This window comes from Pseudomonas sp. ICMP 10191, from assembly GCF_001467335.1.
In the GTDB taxonomy this organism is placed as follows: domain Bacteria; phylum Pseudomonadota; class Gammaproteobacteria; order Pseudomonadales; family Pseudomonadaceae; genus Aquipseudomonas; species Aquipseudomonas cerasi.
The window spans coordinates 74,345-96,997 of record NZ_LKGW01000103.1; the positions used below are offsets into that span (position 1 = coordinate 74,345).

General features: G+C 60.0%; 22 protein-coding genes. 15 read left to right on the forward strand and 7 right to left on the reverse strand.

All coding sequences use genetic code 11. The annotated features are described in order from the left end of the window. The first annotated feature begins 7 nt into the window (after positions 1-7). From AO388_RS10880 to AO388_RS10890, 3 genes are all read left to right on the forward strand, one after another. Positions 8-1,090, forward strand: coding sequence for a 5-(carboxyamino)imidazole ribonucleotide synthase (locus AO388_RS10880; RefSeq protein ID WP_003349746.1), 1,083 nt, complete (start codon positions 8-10; stop codon positions 1,088-1,090). Positions 1,091-1,426: 336 nt separating this feature from the next. Then, positions 1,427-1,672 (forward strand): GlsB/YeaQ/YmgE family stress response membrane protein, encoded by a 246-nt coding sequence (locus AO388_RS10885; protein ID WP_002555896.1) that lies wholly within the window; start codon positions 1,427-1,429, stop codon positions 1,670-1,672. Positions 1,673-1,755: 83 nt separating this feature from the next. Beyond that, a complete protein-coding gene (locus AO388_RS10890) occupies positions 1,756-2,298 on the forward strand; it encodes a DUF3299 domain-containing protein (protein WP_003367971.1) in 543 nt (180 codons plus the stop codon). Between the two features lie 20 nt (positions 2,299-2,318). On the opposite strand, the gene AO388_RS10895 is transcribed toward AO388_RS10890, so the two are convergent. Both AO388_RS10895 and AO388_RS10900 read right to left on the reverse strand, forming a co-directional pair. Further along, on the reverse strand, positions 2,319-3,230 hold the full coding sequence (locus AO388_RS10895; RefSeq protein ID WP_003432833.1) for a D-hexose-6-phosphate mutarotase: 912 nt from the start codon (positions 3,228-3,230) through the stop codon (positions 2,319-2,321). A 91-nt stretch (positions 3,231-3,321) separates the two neighbouring features. Beyond that, complete coding sequence (locus AO388_RS10900; RefSeq protein WP_003316086.1) at positions 3,322-3,723, reverse strand: acyl-CoA thioesterase; 402 nt, start codon at positions 3,721-3,723, stop codon at positions 3,322-3,324. A gap of 431 nt (positions 3,724-4,154) precedes the next feature. Here AO388_RS10900 and AO388_RS10905 point away from each other — a divergent pair, with 431 nt between their 5' ends. From AO388_RS10905 to AO388_RS10940, 8 genes are all read left to right on the forward strand, one after another. Further along, entirely contained in the window at positions 4,155-5,444 is a 1,290-nt protein-coding gene (locus AO388_RS10905) for an MFS transporter (RefSeq protein WP_058416447.1), read from the forward strand. A gap of 166 nt (positions 5,445-5,610) precedes the next feature. Further along, on the forward strand, positions 5,611-6,609 hold the full coding sequence (locus tag AO388_RS10910; RefSeq protein WP_003367977.1) for a phosphate ABC transporter substrate-binding protein PstS: 999 nt from the start codon (positions 5,611-5,613) through the stop codon (positions 6,607-6,609). Positions 6,610-6,751: 142 nt separating this feature from the next. Next, positions 6,752-9,037: an ABC transporter permease subunit gene (locus AO388_RS10915; protein WP_054082249.1), complete on the forward strand. Its 2,286-nt coding sequence runs from the start codon at positions 6,752-6,754 to the stop codon at positions 9,035-9,037. 69 nt (positions 9,038-9,106) lie between these two features. Then, complete coding sequence (gene pstA / locus AO388_RS10920) at positions 9,107-10,723, forward strand: phosphate ABC transporter permease PstA (RefSeq protein WP_176556721.1); 1,617 nt, start codon at positions 9,107-9,109, stop codon at positions 10,721-10,723. 66 nt (positions 10,724-10,789) lie between these two features. Beyond that, on the forward strand, positions 10,790-11,623 hold the full coding sequence (gene pstB, locus AO388_RS10925; RefSeq protein WP_003401255.1) for a phosphate ABC transporter ATP-binding protein PstB: 834 nt from the start codon (positions 10,790-10,792) through the stop codon (positions 11,621-11,623). A 70-nt stretch (positions 11,624-11,693) separates the two neighbouring features. Beyond that, entirely contained in the window at positions 11,694-12,455 is a 762-nt protein-coding gene (phoU, locus tag AO388_RS10930; protein WP_002555887.1) for a phosphate signaling complex protein PhoU, read from the forward strand. 190 nt (positions 12,456-12,645) lie between these two features. Beyond that, positions 12,646-13,533, forward strand: coding sequence for a response regulator (locus AO388_RS10935; protein ID WP_003432838.1), 888 nt, complete (start codon positions 12,646-12,648; stop codon positions 13,531-13,533). 190 nt (positions 13,534-13,723) lie between these two features. Next, positions 13,724-14,626 (forward strand): peptidoglycan DD-metalloendopeptidase family protein, encoded by a 903-nt coding sequence (locus tag AO388_RS10940; RefSeq protein WP_003367990.1) that lies wholly within the window; start codon positions 13,724-13,726, stop codon positions 14,624-14,626. A gap of 61 nt (positions 14,627-14,687) precedes the next feature. On the opposite strand, the gene AO388_RS10945 is transcribed toward AO388_RS10940, so the two are convergent. From AO388_RS10945 to AO388_RS10965, 5 genes are all read right to left on the reverse strand, one after another. Next, positions 14,688-16,028: a hemolysin family protein gene (locus AO388_RS10945; RefSeq protein ID WP_003367992.1), complete on the reverse strand. Its 1,341-nt coding sequence runs from the start codon at positions 16,026-16,028 to the stop codon at positions 14,688-14,690. 100 nt (positions 16,029-16,128) lie between these two features. Continuing rightward, a complete protein-coding gene (phoR, locus tag AO388_RS10950) occupies positions 16,129-17,451 on the reverse strand; it encodes a phosphate regulon sensor histidine kinase PhoR (protein WP_003432839.1) in 1,323 nt (440 codons plus the stop codon). A gap of 60 nt (positions 17,452-17,511) precedes the next feature. Next, positions 17,512-18,201: a phosphate regulon transcriptional regulator PhoB gene (phoB, locus tag AO388_RS10955; protein WP_002555882.1), complete on the reverse strand. Its 690-nt coding sequence runs from the start codon at positions 18,199-18,201 to the stop codon at positions 17,512-17,514. 164 nt (positions 18,202-18,365) lie between these two features. Next, entirely contained in the window at positions 18,366-19,259 is an 894-nt protein-coding gene (gene ubiA, locus AO388_RS10960; protein WP_003367996.1) for a 4-hydroxybenzoate octaprenyltransferase, read from the reverse strand. After that, entirely contained in the window at positions 19,259-19,819 is a 561-nt protein-coding gene (locus tag AO388_RS10965) for a chorismate--pyruvate lyase family protein (RefSeq protein WP_003432840.1), read from the reverse strand. Before AO388_RS10965 ends, ubiA begins: the two co-directional genes overlap by 1 nt. Positions 19,820-20,007: 188 nt before the next feature. Here AO388_RS10965 and AO388_RS10970 point away from each other — a divergent pair, with 188 nt between their 5' ends. From AO388_RS10970 to AO388_RS10985, 4 genes are all read left to right on the forward strand, one after another. Then, positions 20,008-20,175 (forward strand): rubredoxin, encoded by a 168-nt coding sequence (locus tag AO388_RS10970; protein ID WP_002555879.1) that lies wholly within the window; start codon positions 20,008-20,010, stop codon positions 20,173-20,175. Between the two features lie 63 nt (positions 20,176-20,238). Beyond that, entirely contained in the window at positions 20,239-21,387 is a 1,149-nt protein-coding gene (locus tag AO388_RS10975) for an NAD(P)/FAD-dependent oxidoreductase (RefSeq protein ID WP_058416448.1), read from the forward strand. A gap of 192 nt (positions 21,388-21,579) precedes the next feature. After that, positions 21,580-21,855 carry an HU family DNA-binding protein gene (locus AO388_RS10980; RefSeq protein ID WP_003316110.1) on the forward strand — a complete coding sequence of 92 codons (276 nt, stop codon included), beginning with the start codon at positions 21,580-21,582 and terminating at the stop codon, positions 21,853-21,855. A gap of 225 nt (positions 21,856-22,080) precedes the next feature. Then, positions 22,081-22,524 (forward strand): hypothetical protein, encoded by a 444-nt coding sequence (locus AO388_RS10985; RefSeq protein WP_003368004.1) that lies wholly within the window; start codon positions 22,081-22,083, stop codon positions 22,522-22,524. Positions 22,525-22,653 lie beyond the last annotated feature (129 nt).

Here is a 22,653-nt window from a genome sequence, read left to right on the forward strand (position 1 = left end):
TTTTTCCATGAAGATCGGTGTAATCGGTGGCGGCCAGCTGGGCCGCATGTTGGCATTGGCAGGTACGCCGCTGGGCATGAACTTCGCCTTTCTCGATCCTGCGCCGGACGCCTGTGCTGCGGCACTTGGCGAGCATCTGCGTGCCGATTACGGCGATCTGGATCATCTGCGTCAGTTGGCGGATGAAGTCGATCTGGTGACCTTCGAGTTTGAAAGCGTTCCGGCCGAGACCGTGGCGTTTCTGTCACAGTTCGTACCGGTCTATCCGAGCGCCGAAGCGTTGCGCATTGCGCGTGACCGCTGGTTCGAAAAGAGCATGTTCAAGGACCTGGGCATCCCGACGCCGGCATTCGCCGATATCCAGTCGCAGGCCGACCTGGATGCCGCAGTAGCCAGCATCGGTCTGCCTGCCGTGCTGAAAACCCGCACCCTGGGTTATGACGGCAAGGGCCAGAAGGTCCTGCGTTCGGCAGCCGATGTGGTCGACACATTCGCCGAGCTGGGCAGCGTGCCGTGCCTGCTGGAAGGCTTCGTACCGTTCAGCGGTGAAGTGTCGTTGATTGCCGTGCGCGCGCGTGATGGCGAGACCCGGTTCTACCCGCTGGTGCACAACACGCATGACAGCGGCATCCTGCGTCTGTCCATCGCCAGCACTGATCATCCTTTGCAGGCACTGGCCGAAGACTACGCCGGCCGCGTCCTGAAGCAGCTGGATTACGTGGGCGTGCTGGCATTCGAATTCTTTGAGGTCGACGGTGGCCTGAAAGCCAACGAGATTGCGCCGCGCGTCCACAACTCCGGTCACTGGACCACCGAAGGCGCCGAGTGCAGCCAGTTCGAAAACCACCTGCGGGCGGTTGCCGGTCTGCCGCTGGGCTCTACAGCCAAGGTCGGTGAAAGCGCCATGCTCAACTTCATCGGTGAAGTGCCCGCAGTGGACAAGGTCATCGCTGTCGAAGACTGCCACCTGCATCACTACGGCAAGGCGTTCAAGGCTGGCCGCAAGGTCGGACACGCCACGGTTCGCAGCGCTGACCGCGCAACGCTGGATCGTCAGGTGAAGTTGGTAGAAGCGCTGATCAAAGGCTGATCAGGCCCACGGCTAGCGTGCCGATGCTCCGCGTTGGCACGCAGTTTCAGGAGACGCCGCGTCCTTTTGCGACGCGGAGCGTCGAGAACTGCATTCCCACGCAGAGCGTGCGCAACGAGCGTTTCTAACTGTCGTGCCGATGCGTCGCGTTGAAGCACTGTTCGAGACGCCCGGCCTCCGTTCAGGTAGGTTCAGTCCCGTCATTCATGAAGAATTCTCCACCCCGAAGCAAACTGGCCATTGCGCCGGAACCATTCCCTCTCGTCGTTCTCAGATAGCAGTAGGTCGGGGCTGCTGTCAGCCCGGGCGTATTCACTTAATACAGAGGGAAATGGCATGGGTATCATTGGAACCATCTTTATCGGCCTGATCGTTGGTCTGTTGGCTCGTTTTCTGAAGCCGGGCGACGACAGCATGGGCTGGATCATGACCATCGTGCTGGGTATCGCCGGTTCGCTTGCAGCCACTTACGGTGGTCAGGCGCTGGGTATCTATCAGGCAGGCGAGGGTGCAGGTTTCCTCGGCGCGCTGGTAGGTGCAATCATCCTGCTGGTTATCTACGGAATGATCAAAAAGAAATAACGCTTAGGCGTCAGCCCTCTGTTTTACAGTGCGCAGAGGGCTAGAATGCTCGGCAACTTTCCACCCCTTTGCCGAGCTTTATCATGCGTCGCTTCCTGTTGATGACTCTTCTGCTGTTATCCGCGCTCTGCGGTCCCGCATACGCCCAGTTGCCGGAAACCGACTGGCTTGAGCTGATGCCCAAGTCCGATCAAAAAGCCCTCGAAGCCATGCCCGAGATTGACCACAATTCTCCGGAAGCCATGGGCACGTTCGACAGCAAGGGTGGACTGAAGCAGAGCAAGGGTTTGCCTGCAGTCATGTATTCGACCAAAACCGTCCCGGCAATGAACGGCAAGACGATTCGTCTTGGCGGCTACCCTGTGCCTCTCGAAACCGACGCCAAGGGCCGCAGCACGCTGTTCTTCATCGTGCCTTATCCAGGCGCCTGCATTCACGTTCCACCACCGCCGCCTAACCAGCTGGTGCTGGTGCGTTACCCCAAGGGTCTGAAACTGGATGATATCTACACACCACTGTGGGTAGAAGGCACCCTGAAAATCGAGAAGGTCAGTAACGACCTTGCCGATGCTGCGTATGCGATGGATGCGTCAAAGGTCCGCGTGGTGGTTGAGTCGGACCTTTGATGGGCTTGATCAATTACTGATCAGAGCGCCTCGCTCCAGATACTCACTCCCAGAACATGCATCTGGTCCGGTGCCAGGGTGACCACGTCGTCCAGCACGTTGGCGGTTTCGACGCAGACCATGCGCTGCCAGCCGTCTGCTGCCATGTCGGTGAACTTGCCGGTCTTCTCGATCCACGGGTTCCACAGGATGGCTGAGTTCGAGCCCGTGCTGCGGATGTGGATGCGTCGCTGCCACTGCGGGTCAACGATGCTGAGCACGCCTGGTGTGTCCTTGTAGATGCGGTCGGTTTCGCCTGTGAAGGTCAGGTCGCCGGTCTGCTCGCGTTCTTCCCAGTTTGCCAGGGTTTCGATGTAACGCAGGCCGTCGAGCCCCTCGACGCTGACCTGACGTACATCGCTGACTGCGAAATAGGTATGCAGCGCCTGGCTGATCACCACAGGCTCAGTGCCACAGTTGTAGCTGACCAGACTGACATTCAGTGCGTGGTCCAGACGAATGCTCAGTTTCAGGGCGACATTGTGCGGCCAGCCCGGCAAGTGGCCTTCGGCCTCGGGAAGGACGAACTCCACCAGCAGTGCATCGCCATCTGCGCCGATACCCAGCAACTGCCAGTCGAGCGCTCGCACTTCGCCATGTGCCTTGGCAGGTTCGCTGCTGTCGCGCATGGCCTGCACGCTTTGCGGGTTGCGCTCCAGATTGCCGAACCACGGCCAGCAGATCGGCATGCCTGCACGAATGGGTTTGCCGCGCTTGAAAACGGCCTCTTCGTTCAGCCACACCAGCGGCTGCTGCCCGGCCACTTGATAGCTGAGGATGTGTGCGCCTTGTTGCGCAACCAGCAGCTCTGCTTCGCCGTGGCAAATACGCCAGCAGTTCAGCTCATCGTAAAGGATGGATTCAACGGTGGGTTCAACCGGGGATGTTGGCATGCAAAGTTCTCACTCAATGACCGTGACGAAAATAGACCGCTTCATGCAGGGCGAGTTTAACCGGGCAGCCAACCTGTAGCCGAGCGACAATTTACCGTCGCGCGGGAACCGAGCGCGTCCGGCCGCTGGCATCTATGGCCACGAATACGAACGCGGCCTCGGTGACCTTGCGCCATTCGCTGGTGAGCGGGTCGTCGCTCCACACTTCGACCATCATCTTGATCGAGGTGCGTCCGACTTCCAGGGTGCGGGTATAGAAGGAAAGCTGTTCGCCGACCGCGACCGGGACCAGAAATGCCATGCGATCGATGGCCACGGTCGCCACGCGGCCACCCGCGACTTTGCTGGCCATAGCTGTGCCTGCCAGGTCCATCTGGGACACCAGCCAGCCACCAAAGATGTCGCCAAAGCCATTGGTTTCGCGGGGAAGGGCGGTGATTTGCAGTGCAAGGTCGCCTTGCGGGGTTGGATCTTCTTGTTCGAGCTCGATCATGCCTAGGGTGCCTCTGACCCATGACTCTCATTATTGTATGCCGCGGTTAACAGGTGCCATTCAAAACCATGAGCATGAACATTATGTGTTCAGCGCCGGTGTGGCCCAAAGGGAAACTCTGCGAAACCCGCTGATTCAGACGTTTTCGCACAACTTCCCAAGGCTGTTGACGACTTGCGAGTATATCGGGCGTTGCGTCATAGAACGACCGTGGGGTCTTCATTTTGTGTCAGTGGCAGTTCTGCCATGTGTTTTTTGTAGCAATTTGCTATCTTGCTGGACCTCTACAGGTGACAAGACTGCCTGTACACGCAATTTTGGTGCCTATCTGCGCCGTTGCTCCCGACAATCGCTTCTGCACGGCACCCCGCAGCAGCCAGCGTTGCTGTCGCTCGCCCCTTTTCAAAGAACACGTAAAGAGAAGCCTTGTCATGTCATCTGTTCCTCCAAGTTCCACGCAGCCTGCGCGGCCTTTGACTCGCAGCGATTACAAAACCCTTTCGCTGTCGGCCCTGGGTGGCGCGCTGGAGTTCTACGACTTCATCATTTTCGTGTTTTTCGCGGCGGTGGTCGGCAAACTGTTTTTCCCGGTGGACATGCCCGACTGGCTGCGCATGATGCAGACGTTCGGCATTTTCGCCGCCGGTTATCTGGCGAGACCCCTGGGCGGCATTATCATGGCGCACTTCGGCGATCTGCTGGGGCGCAAGAAAATGTTCACGCTGAGCATTTTCATGATGGCGGTGCCGACCCTGATCATGGGTCTGCTGCCGACCTACGCACAGATCGGCATGTGGGCGCCGATTCTGCTGTTGTTGATGCGCGTCATTCAAGGTGCCGCCATCGGCGGTGAAGTACCTGGCGCGTGGGTCTTCGTGTCCGAGCATGTGCCTGCACGGCGTGTCGGGTATGCCTGCGGCACCCTGACCGCGGGCCTGACAGCGGGCATCCTGCTGGGCTCGCTGGTCGCCACGGCGATCAACAGCATCTATACCCCCGTCGAGGTATCGGATTACGCATGGCGTATCCCTTTCCTGCTGGGTGGCGTGTTCGGCCTGATGTCGGTGTATCTGCGTCGCCTGCTGCATGAAACGCCGGTGTTTGCCGAGCTGCAACTGCGCAAGGCACTGGCCGAAGAGGTGCCGCTCAAGGCGGTACTGCGTGATCATCGTGGCGCCGTTGCGCTGTCGATGCTGATGACCTGGTTGCTGTCTGCCGGCATCATCGTCGTGATCCTGATGACACCGACCATCCTGCAAACCATCTATGGCTTTCCGGCCGCTACCGCGCTGAAAGCCAACAGCCTGGCGATTGTCTTCCTGAGCGTGGGTTGCATCGCTGCGGGCGCGCTGGCGGATCGTTTGGGCGCAGGCTGGGTGTTTCTGCTGGGCAGCGCAGGTTTGCTGGTCAGTTCCTGGACGTTCTATCACATCCTCGGCAGCCATCCGGAAGTGCTGTTCCCGCTGTATGCCGTGACCGGTCTGTTCGTCGGTACGATCGGCGCAGTTCCTTACGTCATGGTCAAGGCATTCCCGCCTGTGGTGCGCTTCTCGGGGCTGTCGTTCTCCTACAACCTGGCGTACGCGATCTTCGGCGGTCTGACGCCGATGGTCGTGACCTTCATGCTCAAGAGCAGTCCGATGGGGCCGGCGTGGTACGTCGCGATCCTCTGCGGTCTGGGCATGGCCATCGGTGTGTTTTTGCTGAGCCGAAAGCGCTGATCATCAGCCGCTGCTGAATCGCTCGGGCACCGCTACAGCCAAAGGCTATCTACCTGCACAGGTCGATAGCCTTTTCATCTTATTGTCATAATCAATTCATAGAGTAGTCATAAGACTGGCCCAAAAAGGCTCGTGGACACCTACACACCCTGCCAGGAGCGCAAGGATGACACTCAAGCGTTTGATGACTGCACTGACATTGGTTGCCGCCGGAGTGACGGCAGCCAATACGCTGGCTGCGGTCGACCCTGCCATCCAGGCCTATACCAGGACCTCCGGTGTGTCGGGCAATCTCTCCAGTGTCGGCTCCGATACCCTGGCAAATCTGATGACCCTGTGGGCCGAGGCCTACAAGAAAGAATACCCGAGCGTGAACATCCAGATTCAAGCGGCCGGCTCCTCCACGGCGCCACCCGCGCTGACCGAGGGCACGGCCAATCTGGGCCCGATGAGCCGCAGGATGAAGGACGGCGAGCTGTCGGCTTTCGAGCAGAAGCATGGCTACAAGCCCACTGCCATCCCGGTCGCGGTGGATGCTTTGGCGGTTTTTGTGCACAAGGACAACCCGATCAAGGGCCTGACCCTGCAGCAAGTGGACGCGATCTTCTCCGCGACCCGCCTGTGCGGTGCCAGGGCAGATGCGAAAACCTGGGGCGATGTCGGCGTGACCGGCGATCTGGCAGGGAAACCGATCCAGTTGTTCGGTCGTAACTCAGTGTCGGGTACCTACGGTTATTTCAAGGAAGAAGCGCTGTGCAAAGGCGACTTCAAGGCCAACGTCAACGAGCAGCCCGGCTCTGCTTCGGTGGTCAGCGCGATCAGCAATTCGCTTAACGGCATCGGTTATTCGGGCATCGGTTACAAGACATCCAACGTCAGAACTGTGCCGCTGGCGAAGAAGGAAGGGGGCGAGTTTGTCGAAGACAGCGAAGCCAATACCCTGAACGGCAGTTATCCACTGTCGCGCTTCCTTTATGTCTACGTGAACAAGGCGCCGAACCAGCCCTTGGCGCCGCTCGAGGCCGAGTTTGTAAAACTGGTGCTGTCGAGGCAGGGCCAGGAAGTGGTGATGAAGGACGGTTACATCCCGCTGCCCGCCCGTGTCGTCGAGAAGACGCTGGCCGATCTTGGCCTGCAGGGCGCGGGCGGCGTGGCGGTAAAGTAGTCACGTACGCGTTGGAGCGGGGCTCAATGGACTGGCCTGCATACAAATTGAACAGTCCGCCGCCGGTTTCGCAGGCAGCGGGCTTTCTTGCGTCACCTTGCTGTAATGTTTCTGTCATACAAGGCGTCTACGGTGTGTGCGCATGAATGAGCTGTTCAAATCGACGATGGACCAGAGCTCGCCTCCAGCGCGTATTGATTTCAATACGCCCGCGATGGTGCGCAAGCGTCGTGTCCGTGCGTTTACCGACCGGCTCACTCACTGGTACGTCGCCATTGGCGGCCTTGCCGTGCTGGCTGCCATTACGCTGATCTTTTTCTACCTGGCCTATGTCGTTGCGCCGCTCTTCAAAGGCGCCAGCCTGACCGCCGAACCTGCGCTGAATACCGCCTGGCTGCAGGATGCCGGCGCTCCGCTGATGATTACCATCGAAGAGCAGAACCAGATCGGCATGCGCATTTCCGACAAGGGCGAAGTGGTCTTTTTCAACAGCGAGGACGGCGCAGAGCTGCGGCGCATTGCCTTGCCGCTCCCTGCGGGCGTGTCCGTTGCGTCCATCGGCAAGGATCAGCCCGGCGCGCCCTTGATAGCCCTGGGTTTGTCCAACGGTCAGGTGCTGGTGTTCAGGCATTCTTACCTGACGACCTACCCGAACGATCAGAAAACCATCACCCCGAGCGTGGCCTGGCCTTACGGCGAAGCGCCCCTGGTACTGGATGAGGCCGGGCGTGCGGTCGAGCATGTCACCGTCAGTGCCGATGGCGACAGCCTGAAGCTGGCAGGGTCTACCGGCACTCAGTTGCATGTCATCTCGCTCGAACAGAAAGAAAACATGATGACCGGCGAGATGACCCGCGAGCAGACGCGTGTCGAGTTGCCGCAGATGTCCGCAGCGGTCAAGGCGATCTACATCGACCCGCGTCAGCAATGGTTGTATGTCATCAACGGGCGCGCGCAGGCGGATGTGTTCAGCCTGCGCGATCGCAGCCTCAATGGCCGCTATAAATTGCTGGAAGACGGCAACGCCGAGATCACGGCGAGCGCTCAACTGGTCGGCGGCATTTCGCTGATCATCGGCAACTCGAAAGGCAGTATGTCCCAGTGGTTCATGGCCCGGGACACTGACGGTGAGCAGCGCCTGATGCGCATCCGCGATTTCAGCCTGGGCAGCGCACCGATCGCGCAGATCAAGGCCGAGCAGCGCCGCAAGGGGTTCATCGCTCTGGATGCTTCCGGCAAGCTGGGCGTATTCCACAGCACAGCGCACCGCACCCTGCTGATCGACAAGGTCGCCGAGGGGCCCGGTATTCTGGCGTTATCGCCACGCGCCAACCGGATTCTGATTGAAAGCGCTGGCAAGCTGCTGCCGCTGACGCTGGACAACCCGCACCCGGAAGTCTCCTGGAGTTCGCTGTGGGGCAAGGTCTGGTACGAGAATTACGATGAACCCAAGTACATCTGGCAGTCCACGGCGTCCAACTCCGACTTCGAGCCCAAGCTGAGCCTGGCGCCGTTGACCTACGGCACGCTGAAAGCGGCGTTCTACGCCATGCTGCTGGCCGCGCCGCTGGCCGTGGCTGCCGCGATCTACACCGCCTACTTCATGGCCCCGGGCATGCGCCGCAAGGTCAAGCCGGTGATCGAATTGATGGAAGCGATGCCGACGGTGATTCTCGGCTTTTTTGCCGGATTGTTTCTGGCCCCGTATCTGGAAGGGCATCTGCCCGGCATCTTCAGCCTGTTGCTGCTTACGCCGATCGGCATTTTGCTGGTGGGCTTTTTCTGGACCCGCCTGCCTGATTCGTTTCGCTTGCGTATTCCCGATGGCTGGGAAGGCGCGATTCTGATTCCGGTCGTGCTATTGGTGGGCTGGTTTTCACTGAGCATGAGCCCGCATCTGGAGAACTGGTTCTTCGCGGGTGACATGAGCACCTGGATTCGTGACCACCTGGGTATCACCTACGATCAGCGCAATGCACTGGTAGTCGGCATCGCCATGGGATTCGCGGTGATCCCCAACATTTATTCGATTGCCGAAGACGCTGTGTTCAGCGTGCCGCGCAGCCTGACGCTGGGTTCGCTGGCACTGGGCGCGACGCCGTGGCAGACCCTGACGCGGGTGGTGATTCTGACCGCCAGCCCCGGCATCTTTTCCGCCTTGATGATCGGCATGGGCCGGGCCGTGGGGGAAACCATGATTGTGCTGATGGCGACCGGTAACACGCCGATCATGGACATGAACCTGTTTGAGGGCATGCGTACGCTGGCGGCCAATGTCGCGGTGGAGATGCCGGAGTCGGAAGTGGGCGGCAGCCATTATCGGGTGCTGTTTCTCGCGGCGTTGGTGCTGTTGATGTTCACCTTCGTGATGAACACCCTCGCAGAGCTGATTCGTCAGCGTCTGCGCAAGCAATACTCGTCGCTGTAAGGAAGGTAGGCGTTGGTGAAGCGGAACTCCCTCAGGAACTGGTTCAAAAGTGGCGCCCCCGGCGTCTGGATGAGTGCGGGTGCCGTATCCATCGCTGTGATCATGACCATCGGCCTGTTGGCGGTGATCGCCGTGCGTGGCCTTGGGCATTTCTGGCCCGCCGATCTGGTGAGCGCGCAGTACGCGGTGCCCAATCAGGAACCGAGCGTTCTGGTCGGCGAGCGGGTCGAGCAGGAGCAAGTACCTCGTGCGCGCCTGAAAAGCGCGGGCCTGCCGGTGCCTGATCAAGGGCCGGAATTCATGACCCGCGAGCTGTTCAAGGTCGGCAATCGCGATCTCAACCCCAGTGACTTCAACTGGGTGGTAGGCGAATGGCTGACCGGGCAGAGCCGGCCTGCAGACCTGATGACGCTGGAGCGTCGCGAGTGGGGCAATTTCTACGGCTATCTGGTCAACGTCAAGGAAGACGGGCGTGTCGTGGCCGAAGGCGAGGCAGCATGGCCGGTCCTGCAAGAGCGCATCAAACGCGTCGAAAAGCTGGCTGACGAGCTCTACAGCCTGGAAAAGAAAGACATTGGTGCCATCAATCACGGTATCGAGCGCCTGCGCCTGCAGGCCCGCAAGCTGGAACTCGATGGCCGACTGGATGCCGCCGCGCAAGCGGACATGGCTGCCGAGCGGGCCGAGCTGGATGCGCGTTACAAGGTGATCGAGGCGCGCCTTGACGGGCTGCACCAGGCCTTTGATCGCGACAGCCTGACCGCACGCGATGGCAACGGTAAAGAGATCGAGCTCAGCCTGGGCAAAGTGGTGCGTGCCTATCAGCCCAATGCGATGGGCACGGTGACCAAGCTTGGCTTCTACTTCGAGAAACTGTGGGAGTTTCTCAGCGCCGATCCACGCGAAGCCAACACCGAGGGCGGTATCTTCCCGGCGATCTTCGGCACGGTGATGATGACCCTGATCATGGCCGTGATCGTCACGCCGTTCGGTGTGCTGGCGGCGGTCTACCTGCGTGAGTATGCGCGCCAGGGGCCGGTTACCCGGTTGATTCGCATCGCTGTGAACAACCTTGCCGGTGTGCCTGCGATTGTCTACGGCGTGTTCGGTCTGGGATTCTTCGTCTATGTGCTGGGCGGCTCGGTGGATCGGCTGTTCTTTCCTGAAGCGCTGCCGGCCCCGACGTTCGGTACGCCGGGCCTGTTATGGGCCTCGCTGACCCTGGCACTGCTTGCCGTGCCGGTAGTGATCGTGGCGACGGAAGAAGGGCTGGCGCGCATTCCGCTGACCCTGCGTGAAGGTTCGCTGGCACTGGGTGCAACCAAGGCCGAGACGCTGTGGAAAATCGTACTGCCAATGGCTAGCCCCGCGATGATGACCGGGCTCATCCTCGCGGTAGCGCGTGCCGCCGGGGAAGTTGCGCCCTTGATGCTGGTGGGCGTCGTCAAGCTGGCGCCGTCGCTGCCGCTGGACGGCAACTATCCTTATCTGCACCTCGATCAGAAGATCATGCACCTGGGTTTCCACATTTACGACGTCGGCTTCCAGAGCCCCAACGTCGAGGCCGCACGCCCGCTGGTGTATGCCACCGCGCTGCTGCTGGTGCTGGTCATCGCCTTGCTCAATCTGTCGGCGGTGAGCATCCGTAACCATTTGCGGGAAAAGTACAAGGCGCTCGACAATTGATCCCGAATTCGCCCTTTGGCAAACGCGGCCGTGCGATGACGCGAACAGTTCGCACAGGAGCAATCCATGCAGCATGAAAGCCCGACGAGTGGCATGAACATGTCGGCCCTGAGGCGTCACAAGCAACGTCTGGATCTGGCCGACGAGAGCGTGGCCATCGAAGTGCCGGGCCTGAATCTGTTCTATGGCGACAAGCAGGCGCTGTTCGATATTGCCCTGAATATCCCGAAGCAGAAGGTGACCTCGTTCATCGGTCCGTCCGGGTGTGGCAAATCGACGTTGTTGCGCTGCTTCAACCGCATGAACGACCTGGTCGATGGTTGCCGGGTCGAGGGTGCGATCAACCTGTACGGGCACAACATCTACACCAAGGGCGAGGAAGTCGCCGAGTTGCGTCGCCGCGTCGGCATGGTGTTTCAGAAGCCCAATCCGTTCCCCAAGACGATTTATGAAAACGTGGTCTACGGGCTGCGTATTCAGGGGATCAACAAGAAGCGCGTGCTCGATGAAGCTGTCGAGTGGGCGCTGAAAGCCGCTGCGCTCTGGGATGAAGTCAAGGATCGACTGCATGAGTCGGCATTGGGTTTGTCCGGGGGGCAGCAGCAGCGTCTGGTCATTGCCCGAACGATCGCCGTGGAGCCGGAAGTCCTGCTGCTCGACGAACCCTGTTCGGCACTCGATCCGATTTCGACCCTTAAAGTCGAAGAACTGATCTACGAACTGAAATCGAAATACACCATTGTGATCGTTACCCACAACATGCAGCAGGCGGCTCGGGTGTCGGATTACACCGCGTTTATGTACATGGGCAAGCTTGTCGAGTTTGGTGATACGGATACCTTGTTCACCAACCCGGCAAAAAAACAGACAGAAGACTACATCACCGGTCGTTACGGGTAGTACGTGCTTCGTCAGCCCTGAACCACCGCTGCGTTTTCGCAATTAACCGGACGTTCCAAGGACACCCAGCATGATCCACAAAGACAGCCATACGCATCACATTTCCCAACAGTTCAACGCTGAACTCGAAGACGTTCGCAGCCATTTGCTCGAAATGGGTGGCCTGGTCGAGAAGCAGGTGAACGATTCGGTCACAGCGCTGATCGAGGCAGACTCCGGTCTAGCCCAACGTGTTCGCGAGGTCGACGACCGGATCAATCAGATGGAGCGCAGCATCGACGAGGAATGCCTGCGCATTCTGGCTCGTCGTCAGCCTGCGGCGTCCGACCTGCGCCTGATCATCAGTATTTCCAAGTCGGTGATCGACCTGGAGCGCATTGGTGATGAAGCGACCAAGATCGCGCGCCGTGCCATCAAGCTCTGCGAAGAGGGCGAGGCACCACGCGGCTACGTCGAGGTACGTCACATCGGCGATCAGGTGCGCAACATGGTGCGCGATGCGCTGGATTCGTTCGCCCGTTTCGACGCCGAGCTGGCCCTGTCGGTGGCGCAGTACGACAAGACCATCGACCGCGAGTACAAGACGGCCCTGCGCGAGCTGGCGACCTACATGATGGAAGATCCACGCTCGATCTCCCGGGTACTGGACGTCATCTGGGTGCTGCGCTCTCTGGAGCGAATCGGCGACCATGCGCGCAACATTTCCGAGCTGGTGATCTATCTCGTGCGTGGGACCGACGTGCGGCACATGGGTCTCAAGCGCATGAAAGAAGAAGTGCAGGGTATATCGAGCGAAACCGCTAATGTTCCGGGCGACGCTGACGATAAGTAAGATTGCCTGCGAGAAAAACGCCCAGCACGCGCTGGGCNGATCAGTATTTCCCGTCGCCTGCGGATTAAATGTCGCGGCGCAGTCAATCAATATGGCAGTTGGCTATCGGTCAACGCTATGCTTGCCGAAACAAAGGGCGTGTTGGCATACCGCAGTTCGCCTCCAGGTGAACACGCCCGCAGGAGCGTCGATGAGTAAGGTCAGTGTATTGGTGGTGGATGACGCGACTTTCATTCGCGACTTGGTCAAGAAAGGGCTGCGCAATTATTTTCCCGGGATTCATACCGAGGACGCGGTCAATGGTCGCAAGGCTCAGACGTTGCTGGGCAAAGAGGCGTTCGACCTGATTCTGTGCGACTGGGAAATGCCAGAAATGTCCGGCCTGGAGCTGTTGACATGGTGCCGTCAGCAAGACAATTACCTGAGAACCGTGCCGTTCATCATGGTGACCAGCCGTGGTGACAAGGAAAACGTCGTGCAGGCCATTCAGGCCGGTGTGACCGATTTTGTCGGCAAGCCGTTCACCAATGAACAGCTGCTGACCAAGGTCAAGAAAGCACTGGCAAAAGTCGGCAAGCTCGACGCCGTCATGTCCACAGCCCCGGCACGCATGAACTCGCCGCTCAATGACTCGCTGAGCGCATTGACCGGTGGCAAGGCCGAAGTGGTTCGTGCCGCGCCTGTTGCCGCCGCCGCTGCTCCCAAGCCAGCCCCTGCACCCGTCAGATCGGCAGAGCCGACCGGTCGCGGCCAGGGCCAGTTGCGCCTGCCCAACGGCACTCAGTCGTGTGTGATCAAGGCCCTCACCCTGAAAGACGCCACACTGGTGATTCGCGTCAGCGAAAACCTGCCACAGGTACTCGATAGCGCGGTGCTGGACCTGGAGCAGGGCGAGGAAAACGAGGTCGCACGCCTGAACGGCTATCTGCACTCTGTTGCCGCGTTCGAGCAGAAGCCCGACAGCGAATGGTTGCAAGTGACCTTCCGCTTTGTCGATCACGACGCGCAGAAGCTCGATTACCTGTCGCGTCTGATCGCTCGTGGCACGGCGCAGAAGCACTTCATCCCGGGCGCCTGATACCTGCCTCTGAGCTGAGTGGCATGCCCATGCGCGTCAGCCTTGCGCGGTGTTACACGACACCGCGTACCGAGCCTCTGGCGCGCCTTCCTTGACGCTTCATTCATGTCCGATTGATACCCTTGCGTCCTCTTCTGCCTGCAAGGCTGCTAGGCTTGGCACCCAGTGCCCTTGAACCCGAACATCTCCGATGCTTGAACGCCTGCTTATCCTGTTTGCCCTGACGTTGACTGTGCAGTCGGCCGGGGCTGTCACGATTTATAAATTCACCGATGCCAATGGCGTGGTGTCCTTTTCGGACCGGCCGACGCCCGGCGCATCGGTCATGGTGTTTCGGGACCGCATGGTCGAGCGTATCGACGGCCAGGTGCACTTGAGTGTCAGGCGTGAAAAGGGCGTACACAGCCTGTATGTGCGCAACGATCTGTACGCCCCGGTCGAAGTTGAACTCAGGCTTTCCAGTGTGACCAACGTGCTGGGGGTCTCTGGCTCGTCGGCAACGTTGCGTCGCACGATCCCTGCGCGCAGCAACCAGCGCGTGGTGGTCTTGAGCCCCAAGGTGGGGAGCAAGCCGATGAACTACGCCTCGGTGCTGACATCAACCCTGGGTGATCCCAAGGGCTCGGTGCAAGCCTACAAATACCCGCTGCCGTGGATTGGCGGGCCGTTCCGCCTGACGCAGGGCCCGAATGGCCGATACAGCCATTACGGCGTCAAAGGGCGCTATGCAATGGACATCGCCATGCCGGAAGGCACGCCGATCATCGCCGCGCGCGGCGGCACGGTGGTGAAGATCGAAAACAGCCAGTCAGGGCGCGGCTCGAATGCGTCAGGCAACTTTGTGCGCATTCTGCACGACGACGGCACCATGGGCGTCTACCTGCACCTGATGCGCGGCTCGGTGAGTGTCAGGGAAGGTCAACGGGTGAGTGTTGGAACAGCGCTGGCACGTTCGGGCAACACCGGCAACAGCACCGGCCCGCACCTGCACTTCGTCGTGCAGCGCAACTCGGGCAACGAACTGGTCTCGATCCCCTACGAATTCGCCACACCGGTACAGAGTCTGCCCAACTTCGCCGTCGGCGGGAATTGAGGGGGAGCTATTCATAGCTCCACGCCCTGCGTCCGCCCTTGGGCAGGCGGCGCTGATCGGGTCAGTCCAGCTTCAGTACCTTGGCCAGAACGATTTTCGGGCCTTTCATCTTTTTGATGATGATGCGCAGGCCTTCGACTTCCAGCTGTTCCTCTTCTTCCGGCACACGCTTGAGCGTGTCGTAGATCAGACCGGCCAGCGTCTCGGCTTCGATGTGATCCAGGTCGACGCCCAGCAGGCGCTCGATCTTGAACAATGGCGTATCGCCCCGTACCAGCAGTTTGCCGGGCTGATAGGCGAGAATGCCGCGTTCAACCTTGCGGTGTTCGTCCTGGATGTCGCCCACCAGTACTTCGAGCACGTCTTCCATGGTCAGGTAGCCCACGATCTTGCCGTCGGCTTCTTCTACTACGGCGAAGTGCGCGCCACCCTTGCGGAACTGCTCGAGCAACTGTGACAAAGGCATGTGCCGGGAAACACGTTCCAGCGGGCGGGTCAGCTCGGCGAGGTTGAACGACTCCGGAATATGGTCCAGCGCTGCCAGCTCCAGCAGCAGGTCCTTGATGTGCAACAGGCCGACGAACTCGCCACGTTCAGCGTCATACAGCGGATAACGGCTGAATTTGTGACGGCGGAACAAGGCGAGGATTTCCTTGAGCGGCGCATTGAAGTCCAGCGACACCATGTCTTCGCGGGAGTTGGCCCAGTCGACCACTTCCAGCTCGCCCATTTCCACTGCCGACGCCAGCACGCGCATGCCCTGATCGCTGGGGTCCTGGCCACGGCTGGAGTGCAGGATCAGTTTCAGTTCGTCGCGGCTGTAGCTGTGTTCATGGTGCGGGCCGGGCTCACCCTGGCCAGCGATGCGCAGAATGGCGTTGGCGCTGGCGTTGAGCAGGTAGATGGCCGGGTACATCAACCAGTAGAAGAAGTACAACGGCGCCGCTGTCCACAGCGACAGCAGCTCCGGCTTGCGGATCGCCCAGGATTTGGGGGCCAGCTCGCCGATCACGATGTGCAGATAGGAAATGATGAAGAAGGCGGTAAAGAACGACACGCCCTTGATCAATTCCGGCGTGTCCACGCCCATCGCCGCGAGCAACGGCTCCAGCAGGTGCGCGAAGGCCGGTTCACCGACCCAGCCCAGACCCAGAGAGGCGAGGGTGATACCCAGCTGGCAGGCCGAAAGGTAGGCGTCCAGCTGGCCATGGACCTTGCGCAGGATGTGCCCGCGCCAGCCGTTCTTGTCGGCAATGGCTTCAACCTTGGTCGAGCGCAGTTTGACCATGGCGAACTCTGCCGCAACGAAAAAGCCGTTGAGCAGGACCAGGAACAAAGCAAAAAGAATCATGCCGAAATCGGCGAAGAGTGAAGACAGGTTAAAACTAGGGGAAGGGTCCATGATGGGGTTTTGCAGGGTCCGTATTAATCAGGAAGAGGGTCGTGTCACGTCAGAGAAGACGCCATGAACCCGGCAATGTAGCGGCTCGAAGCAGGATTGCCTAGTAGTCTGAATCGTCGCTCGCGGGTTTGGACAACTGAGCGCTGGCAAAGTGACAGATAAAAACACTGCCCTTGCCGAGAACACTGTTGATCTCAAGGTTGCCGCGATGGCGCAGCAGCACATGTTTGACGATGGCCAGACCGAGCCCTGTACCGCCGGTATTGGACGCGCGGCTGGTATCGACCCGGTAGAAGCGCTCGGTCAGGCGCGGCAGGTGTTTGGTCTCGATGCCGATCCCTGAATCCTGCACGCTCAGGTGCGCGCCCCGTTCGTCGGCCCACCAGCGAATACGGATCACGCCCTCGGCCGGTGTGTATTTCACGGCATTGAAGATCAGGTTGGAAAACGCGCTGCGCAGCTCGCTTTCGCTGCCCTTGAGGCGCATGTCGCTTTCCAGGCTGAGGTGGATCTGCTGGTTCTTGCTGCCCGACAGCGCGTTGGCATCGGCGGTGATGGTCTTGAGCAGTGTATTGACGACCACCGGGTGATTGTCCGACGGATAATCGGTGGCCTCGAGCTTGGCCAGCAACAGCAGGTCATTGAGCAGCGTCTGCATGCGCCCGCCTTGCTGATGCATCTGTTGCAGCGCACGTACCCAGCGCGGATTGACCTCGTCGACGTTGTCGAGCAGCGTTTCCAGATAGCCGAAGATCACCGTGAGCGGTGTCCGCAACTCATGAGACACGTTGGCGACGAAGTCCTTGCGCATCTGCTCCAACTGATGGATGCGCGTCACATCGCGGACCAGCATCAGGTGTTCGTTGTTGCCGTAACGGGTGATCAGCAACTGAATGCGCAGGCGATCGTTGGTTGGCGACGGGATTTCCAGCGGTTCGCTGTAGTCGCCCAGCGCAAAGTATTCCTTGAAGCGTGGATGCCGCACCAGATTGGTCACGGGTTGACCGCTGTCCTGTGGCGTCTTCAGGCCCAGCAGGGTTTCAGCGGCACGGTTCCACCACTCCAGGTTGCCGTCGCTGTCGAGCATGATCACTGCATCACGCAGCGCGGCGGTGGACTCCTGCACGCGGTCAATAACGGCCTGAAGGCGGCCACGGACGCGCTGATCCCGACGTTGCAGGTGGTAGATGCTGTCGAAGACTTCGCCCCACAGACCATAACCGTCCGGAGGCGGCTCGTCAGCCTTGTGGCTGCTCAGCCAGTCGTGCAGGCGTAACAGTTGCTTGAGGGTCCAGGCCAGATACAGTCCCAGCCCGGCGGCCAGGCTCCAGGCATACTGCCCACTGATCAGACCGACCAACAGGCAGGCGGTGACCAGCAACAACATGTGGCGTATCAGAGTGCCGTGCCAATTTTGATTCAATTAGGGGTAAATCCTTGTCTGGTCTGCACTGGCCATTGCCTTGCATCGACGCAGCGGTTGTCAGCTCTTGGTCGAGAAACGATAGCCAGTGCCGCGCACGGTTTGTACCAGATTTTCATACGCATCCCCCAAGGCCTTGCGCAGGCGGCGGATGTGAACATCGACGGTGCGTTCTTCGACGTAGACGTTGCCGCCCCATACCTGATCCAGCAGCTGACCGCGGGTGTAGGCGCGCTCCTGGTGGGTCATGAAGAACTGCAGCAGACGGTATTCGGTCGGGCCCATTTCGGCGGGTTTGCCGTCGATGGTGACACGGTGGCTGATCGGGTCGAGCAGCAGGCCGCCGACTTCGATGGGCGCTTCGCCGTCAGTCGGGCCGGCACGACGCAGCACGGCTTTGAGGCGCGCCACCAGTTCGCGGGGCGAGAAAGGCTTGGTGATGTAATCGTCGGCGCCCACTTCCAGGCCCTGGATCTTGTTGTCCTCTTCACCCTTGGCGGTGAGCATGATGATCGGGATGTCCCCGGTCAGTTCATCACGCTTGAGGCGCCGGGCCAGTTCGATGCCGGATGTGCCAGGCAGCATCCAGTCGAGCAGAATCAGGTCAGGCTTGCGGTCCACGATGATCGCGTGGGCCTGCTGAGAGTTTTCGGCTTCAATACAGTCGTATCCAGCCATTTCCAACGCAACGGCGATCATTTCGCGAATTGGCGCTTCGTCGTCAACGATCAGGATGCTCCTGCCAGCCATGCTCGAACCTCTTGTCATTTAACTGTCTTGGGGCGCATTAGATAACGGAATTATTGCAGTCGTGTGACAGGTCTGAATGAGGCTAGCACGCTGACAGGCTGCGGGGGCCCGCAGGCCTCGCGATCATGAATTTATTTCCGTCGTGCGCAGGCTGGCAGTGGCCGTTATCCGCGCACCGCGTAGTCGGCGACGATGCCCAGGAATATCGCCAGCCCGGCCCAGTGGTTGTGCAGGAAGGCCTTGAAGCAGGCGTCTCGCCCGCGCTCACGGGTGCTCCAGAATTCCCAGGCGAAACAGCCTGCCGCTGCCAGCAGACCGACGTAGAAGCACGCGCCCAGTTCGAAGCGCGCACCGGCCAGTATCAGGCAGCCCAGTGCCAGCCCTTGCAGGGTCAGGATGATGACCCGGTCGGCATCGCCGAACAGTACTGCCGTGGATTTCACGCCGATTTTCAGGTCGTCGTCGCGATCGACCATGGCGTAGTAGGTGTCGTAGCCCACCGTCCACAGCAGGTTGGCGATGTACAGCAACCAGGCTGCAGCGGGCAACTCGCCGGTTTCGGCGGTGAAGGCCATCGGCATGCCCCACGAGAACGCAGCACCCAGCACCACTTGCGGGTAATAGGTATAGCGCTTCATGAACGGATAGCTGGCCGCCAGGGCGAGACCGCCGAACGACAGCCAGATGGTCGTCGCGTTGGTAAACAGCACCAGCACAAAGCTCAGGCCGACCAGCACCGCAAACAGCACCAGCGCTTCCCTGGAGCTGACTTTGCCGCTGACCAGCGGACGTTGCTCGGTGCGTTTGACGTGGCCGTCCACCTTGCGGTCGGCGAAGTCATTGATCACACAGCCTGCCGCCCGCATCAGAAACACGCCGAGCACAAAAATGAACACGGTCTGCAGCGAGGGCGCGCCCTTGCCTGCAATCCAGACCGCCCACAGGGTCGGCCACAGCAGCAGGTAGACGCCGATGGGCTTGTCGATGCGTGTCAGCTGGATGAAGTCCCAGGCGCGCGGGCTCAGACGATTGAGGGATTTGAGGAGGGACAGGTACATCAGGCGTGGTCCTTGTCGTGGATCGCAGTGCACAGGGCTGGCAGGAAAACTTCGGCGACCAGCACGCTCAATGCGCCGCGATCGAATCGCGAGCGGCGTGCCCACAGTCCGCGCGCTGCGTCGGCAGCGGGTAGCCAGGCCTCGGGGTAATGACACACCTCAAGTGTGCCGCGCACGAACGCCGGGTCGCTGAACAGCAACTCACCCAGAGAGCGAGTGCCCAGCTCATCCATATTCAGGCCGCCATCCTGCAGGGCGCTATGGGCGGCGACGCTGCGCGCGAACACCCAGTGTTTGCCGTTGCCGCGCAAATACACCTCGCGCACCCAGCCCTCGCCAGCCTCTGGCAGGCCCAGCGCCAGGCACTCGTCAGGGCGCAACGGCTGCCAGCCTTCAAACTGCGGAAATACGCTGAAACGACCATCAGACAAACGGTCCAAGCGGCGAGTGAGGGAGTCCTGATTGAACAACCAGTCGAGCATTACCGGGTCCGGCACGTCGATCAATTGCTCGCGCTCAAACCAGACAGGGCCAATGAATGCGGGGGATTGCTGGGTCACGGTAAGCCAGTTCCGGCAGCCAACGAGGCCGCGAGCTTAGCATGATTGCCGGTTTCGACCGACGGTCGGTAGAGCCTGAGTTATAGAATCAGACTTGCATCCGCGCCTGTCGATCAGTACAACGCCCCTTCAGAAGACGGCAACCGACCGTCGTACGCTATTGAGCCTGATAAACGAGAGAACCTGACATGAAGAAATGGCAATGCATCGTCTGTGGCCTGATCTATAACGAAGCCGATGGCTGGCCGGATGACGGAATTGCGCCCGGCACCCTCTGGCAGGATGTGCCGGAAGACTGGCTGTGCCCGGATTGCGGCGTGGGCAAGATGGACTTTGAAATGATCGAAATCGGTTGATTGCTGCCTGCAGACAAGGGCTGGCAACAACGAGCACCAGGCACAGTGAAATAGGGAAGAACAATGAGCGCACCTGTCGTCATCATCGGCACCGGCCTTGCGGGGTATAACCTTGCTCGGGAGTTTCGCAAGCTGGACGCAGACACGCCGCTGCTATTGATCACGGCCGATGATGGCCGTTCCTACTCCAAGCCGATGCTCTCTACCGGCTTTGGCAGAAACAAGGAAGCCGACGGCCTGAGCATGGCTGAAGCCGGCGCCATGGCCGATCAGCTCAAGGCCGAGATCCGCACGCACACGCGCATCAGCGGGATCGATGCCGGGCACAAACGCCTGTGGATCGGCGAAGAGGCGGTGTATTACCGCGATCTGGTGCTGGCCTGGGGCGCCGAAGCCATTCGTGTACCGGTGGAAGGCGATGCAGGCGACGCAATTTTCCCGATCAACGATCTTCAGGATTACGCCCGTTTCCGTGCGGCTGCGTCGGGCAAGCGTCGGGTGCTGATTCTCGGCGCAGGGCTCATTGGCTGTGAATTCGCCAACGACCTGATCCTGGGCGGCTATGGAGTGGATCTGGTGGCGCCGTGCGAACAGGTCATGCCGACCCTGTTGCCCCCTGAGGCGGCGGCTGCGGTGAAAACCGGCCTTGAAAGCCTGGGTGCACGTTTCCATCTGGGGCCGGTGCTGACCCGTCTGAATCGCAATGGCGAGGGCCTGCAAGCGCACTTGTCGGACGGGCAGGTGATTGACTGCGATCTGGTGGTCTCAGCCATCGGCCTGCGTCCTCGCATCGAGCTGGCCGCTGCTGCCGGCCTGCAGACCGGGCGCGGCATTCTGGTCGACCGCCTGCTGCAAACCTCCCACGCCAACATCCACGCGCTGGGTGATTGCGCTGAGGTCGATGGTCTCAACCTGCTCTACGTGATGCCGTTGATGAGCTGCGCTCGTGCCTTGGCCCAGACGCTGGCCGGAAACCCGACCTCAGTCAAATACGGGCCCATGCCGATCACCGTGAAGACGCCAGCCTGCCCGCTGGTGGTTTCGCCGCCGCCGCGTGGCAGCGATGGCCATTGGAGCGTCGAAGGGCAGGGCGCTGATATCAAGGCGCTGTGTCACGACGCCGACGGCCATCTGCTGGGCTATGCCCTGACAGGTGCTGCGGTTATGGAAAAACTCGCACTCAACAAGGTGCTGCCCGCGTTATTGGCGTGATTTCTCGTCATTTTGTCGGATTGACCCCGTATTTCTGCCAATAAACCGCGCTCATGCACTGGCGCGGGTCAGTTCGGCATGCCATCCTCGGTCTTGTCTGCCGCTACGTAGAGCTGTCGCGGCGCCTTGTGGCCGTTGTTTTACAAAAGCGGCGCGGGACATAAAAACAAAAAACCGTAAAAGAGGCTTCATATGCGTAAACCAGAAGTTGCAGCCGCCATCGCTGAAAAGGCGGATCTCACCAAAGAGCAATCCAATCGCGTTCTCAATGCCATCCTTGAAGAGATTACTGGCGCACTGAACCGCAAGGACAGTGTCACGCTGGTAGGTTTCGGTACTTTTCTGCAACGCCACCGTGGCGCCCGCACTGGCAAGAACCCACAGACCGGGGAGCCGGTCAAAATCAAGGCAAGCAACACGGTTGCCTTCAAGCCGGGGAAAGCCCTGAAAGACAGCGTCAACCCTTGATACCCCGGTGTGCGCCTCGGCGGGAGGCGCACGACCCACAGNTGCCCGTTTCTTGTTTCTGCCGTATGACGCCGATGATGCCTCTCGCTCCCTGTGAGAATTGTCCTACTCCAATGCGTGTAATTGCCTTCCAAAGCCCCAGCTTTGCCTGACTTTTTCTTGTTGCTGATTCCCTTAGAGTGCCGCCCCTGCTGCACCCCTTCAATTACTCTTGGGAAATCCAGAATGAAAAAGCCATGGAAGTTTGCTGCTGTTGCGGCTCTGATCGCCACAACCAGCGGTTGTGTGAGCTACAACGTCAGCCAGCCAAGCGCGCCGCTGGAAGGCACGGTCAAAACCGACCTGAAGGCTGACGTCAAGGTTGGCGGCACCATCAGCGGCGAGTCGTCCACCAACGTGCTGTTCAATTTCCTGAGCTTCGGCGGCGATAATCAGTTCGCCGACGGCATGACCTACGGCGGCACAGCTGGTGGTGGCGGCCTGGGTCTGGCGTTGCCTGATCCTGTCTCGACGACCAAAGCGGCAGCTGCCTTCAAGGCGGTTAAATCCTCCGGTGCCGACCTGATTGTTGCGCCGCGCTACGAAGTCAGCGTCAAAGACTACTTCATCTTCAAGAAGGTCGATGTAAAGGTCACGGGTAACAAAGGCAGCATCAACAGCATTCGTTGATGTCAGTGTGATGCTGCTCCCCACGCGGAGCAGCATCCTCATATTCGAGGGCTGTTTTGTGCCGATCTCCCTCGAAATCCATTTTTGTCCTACAGGTTTTGCGCCGATAACCCGCTACACTGCTACGCC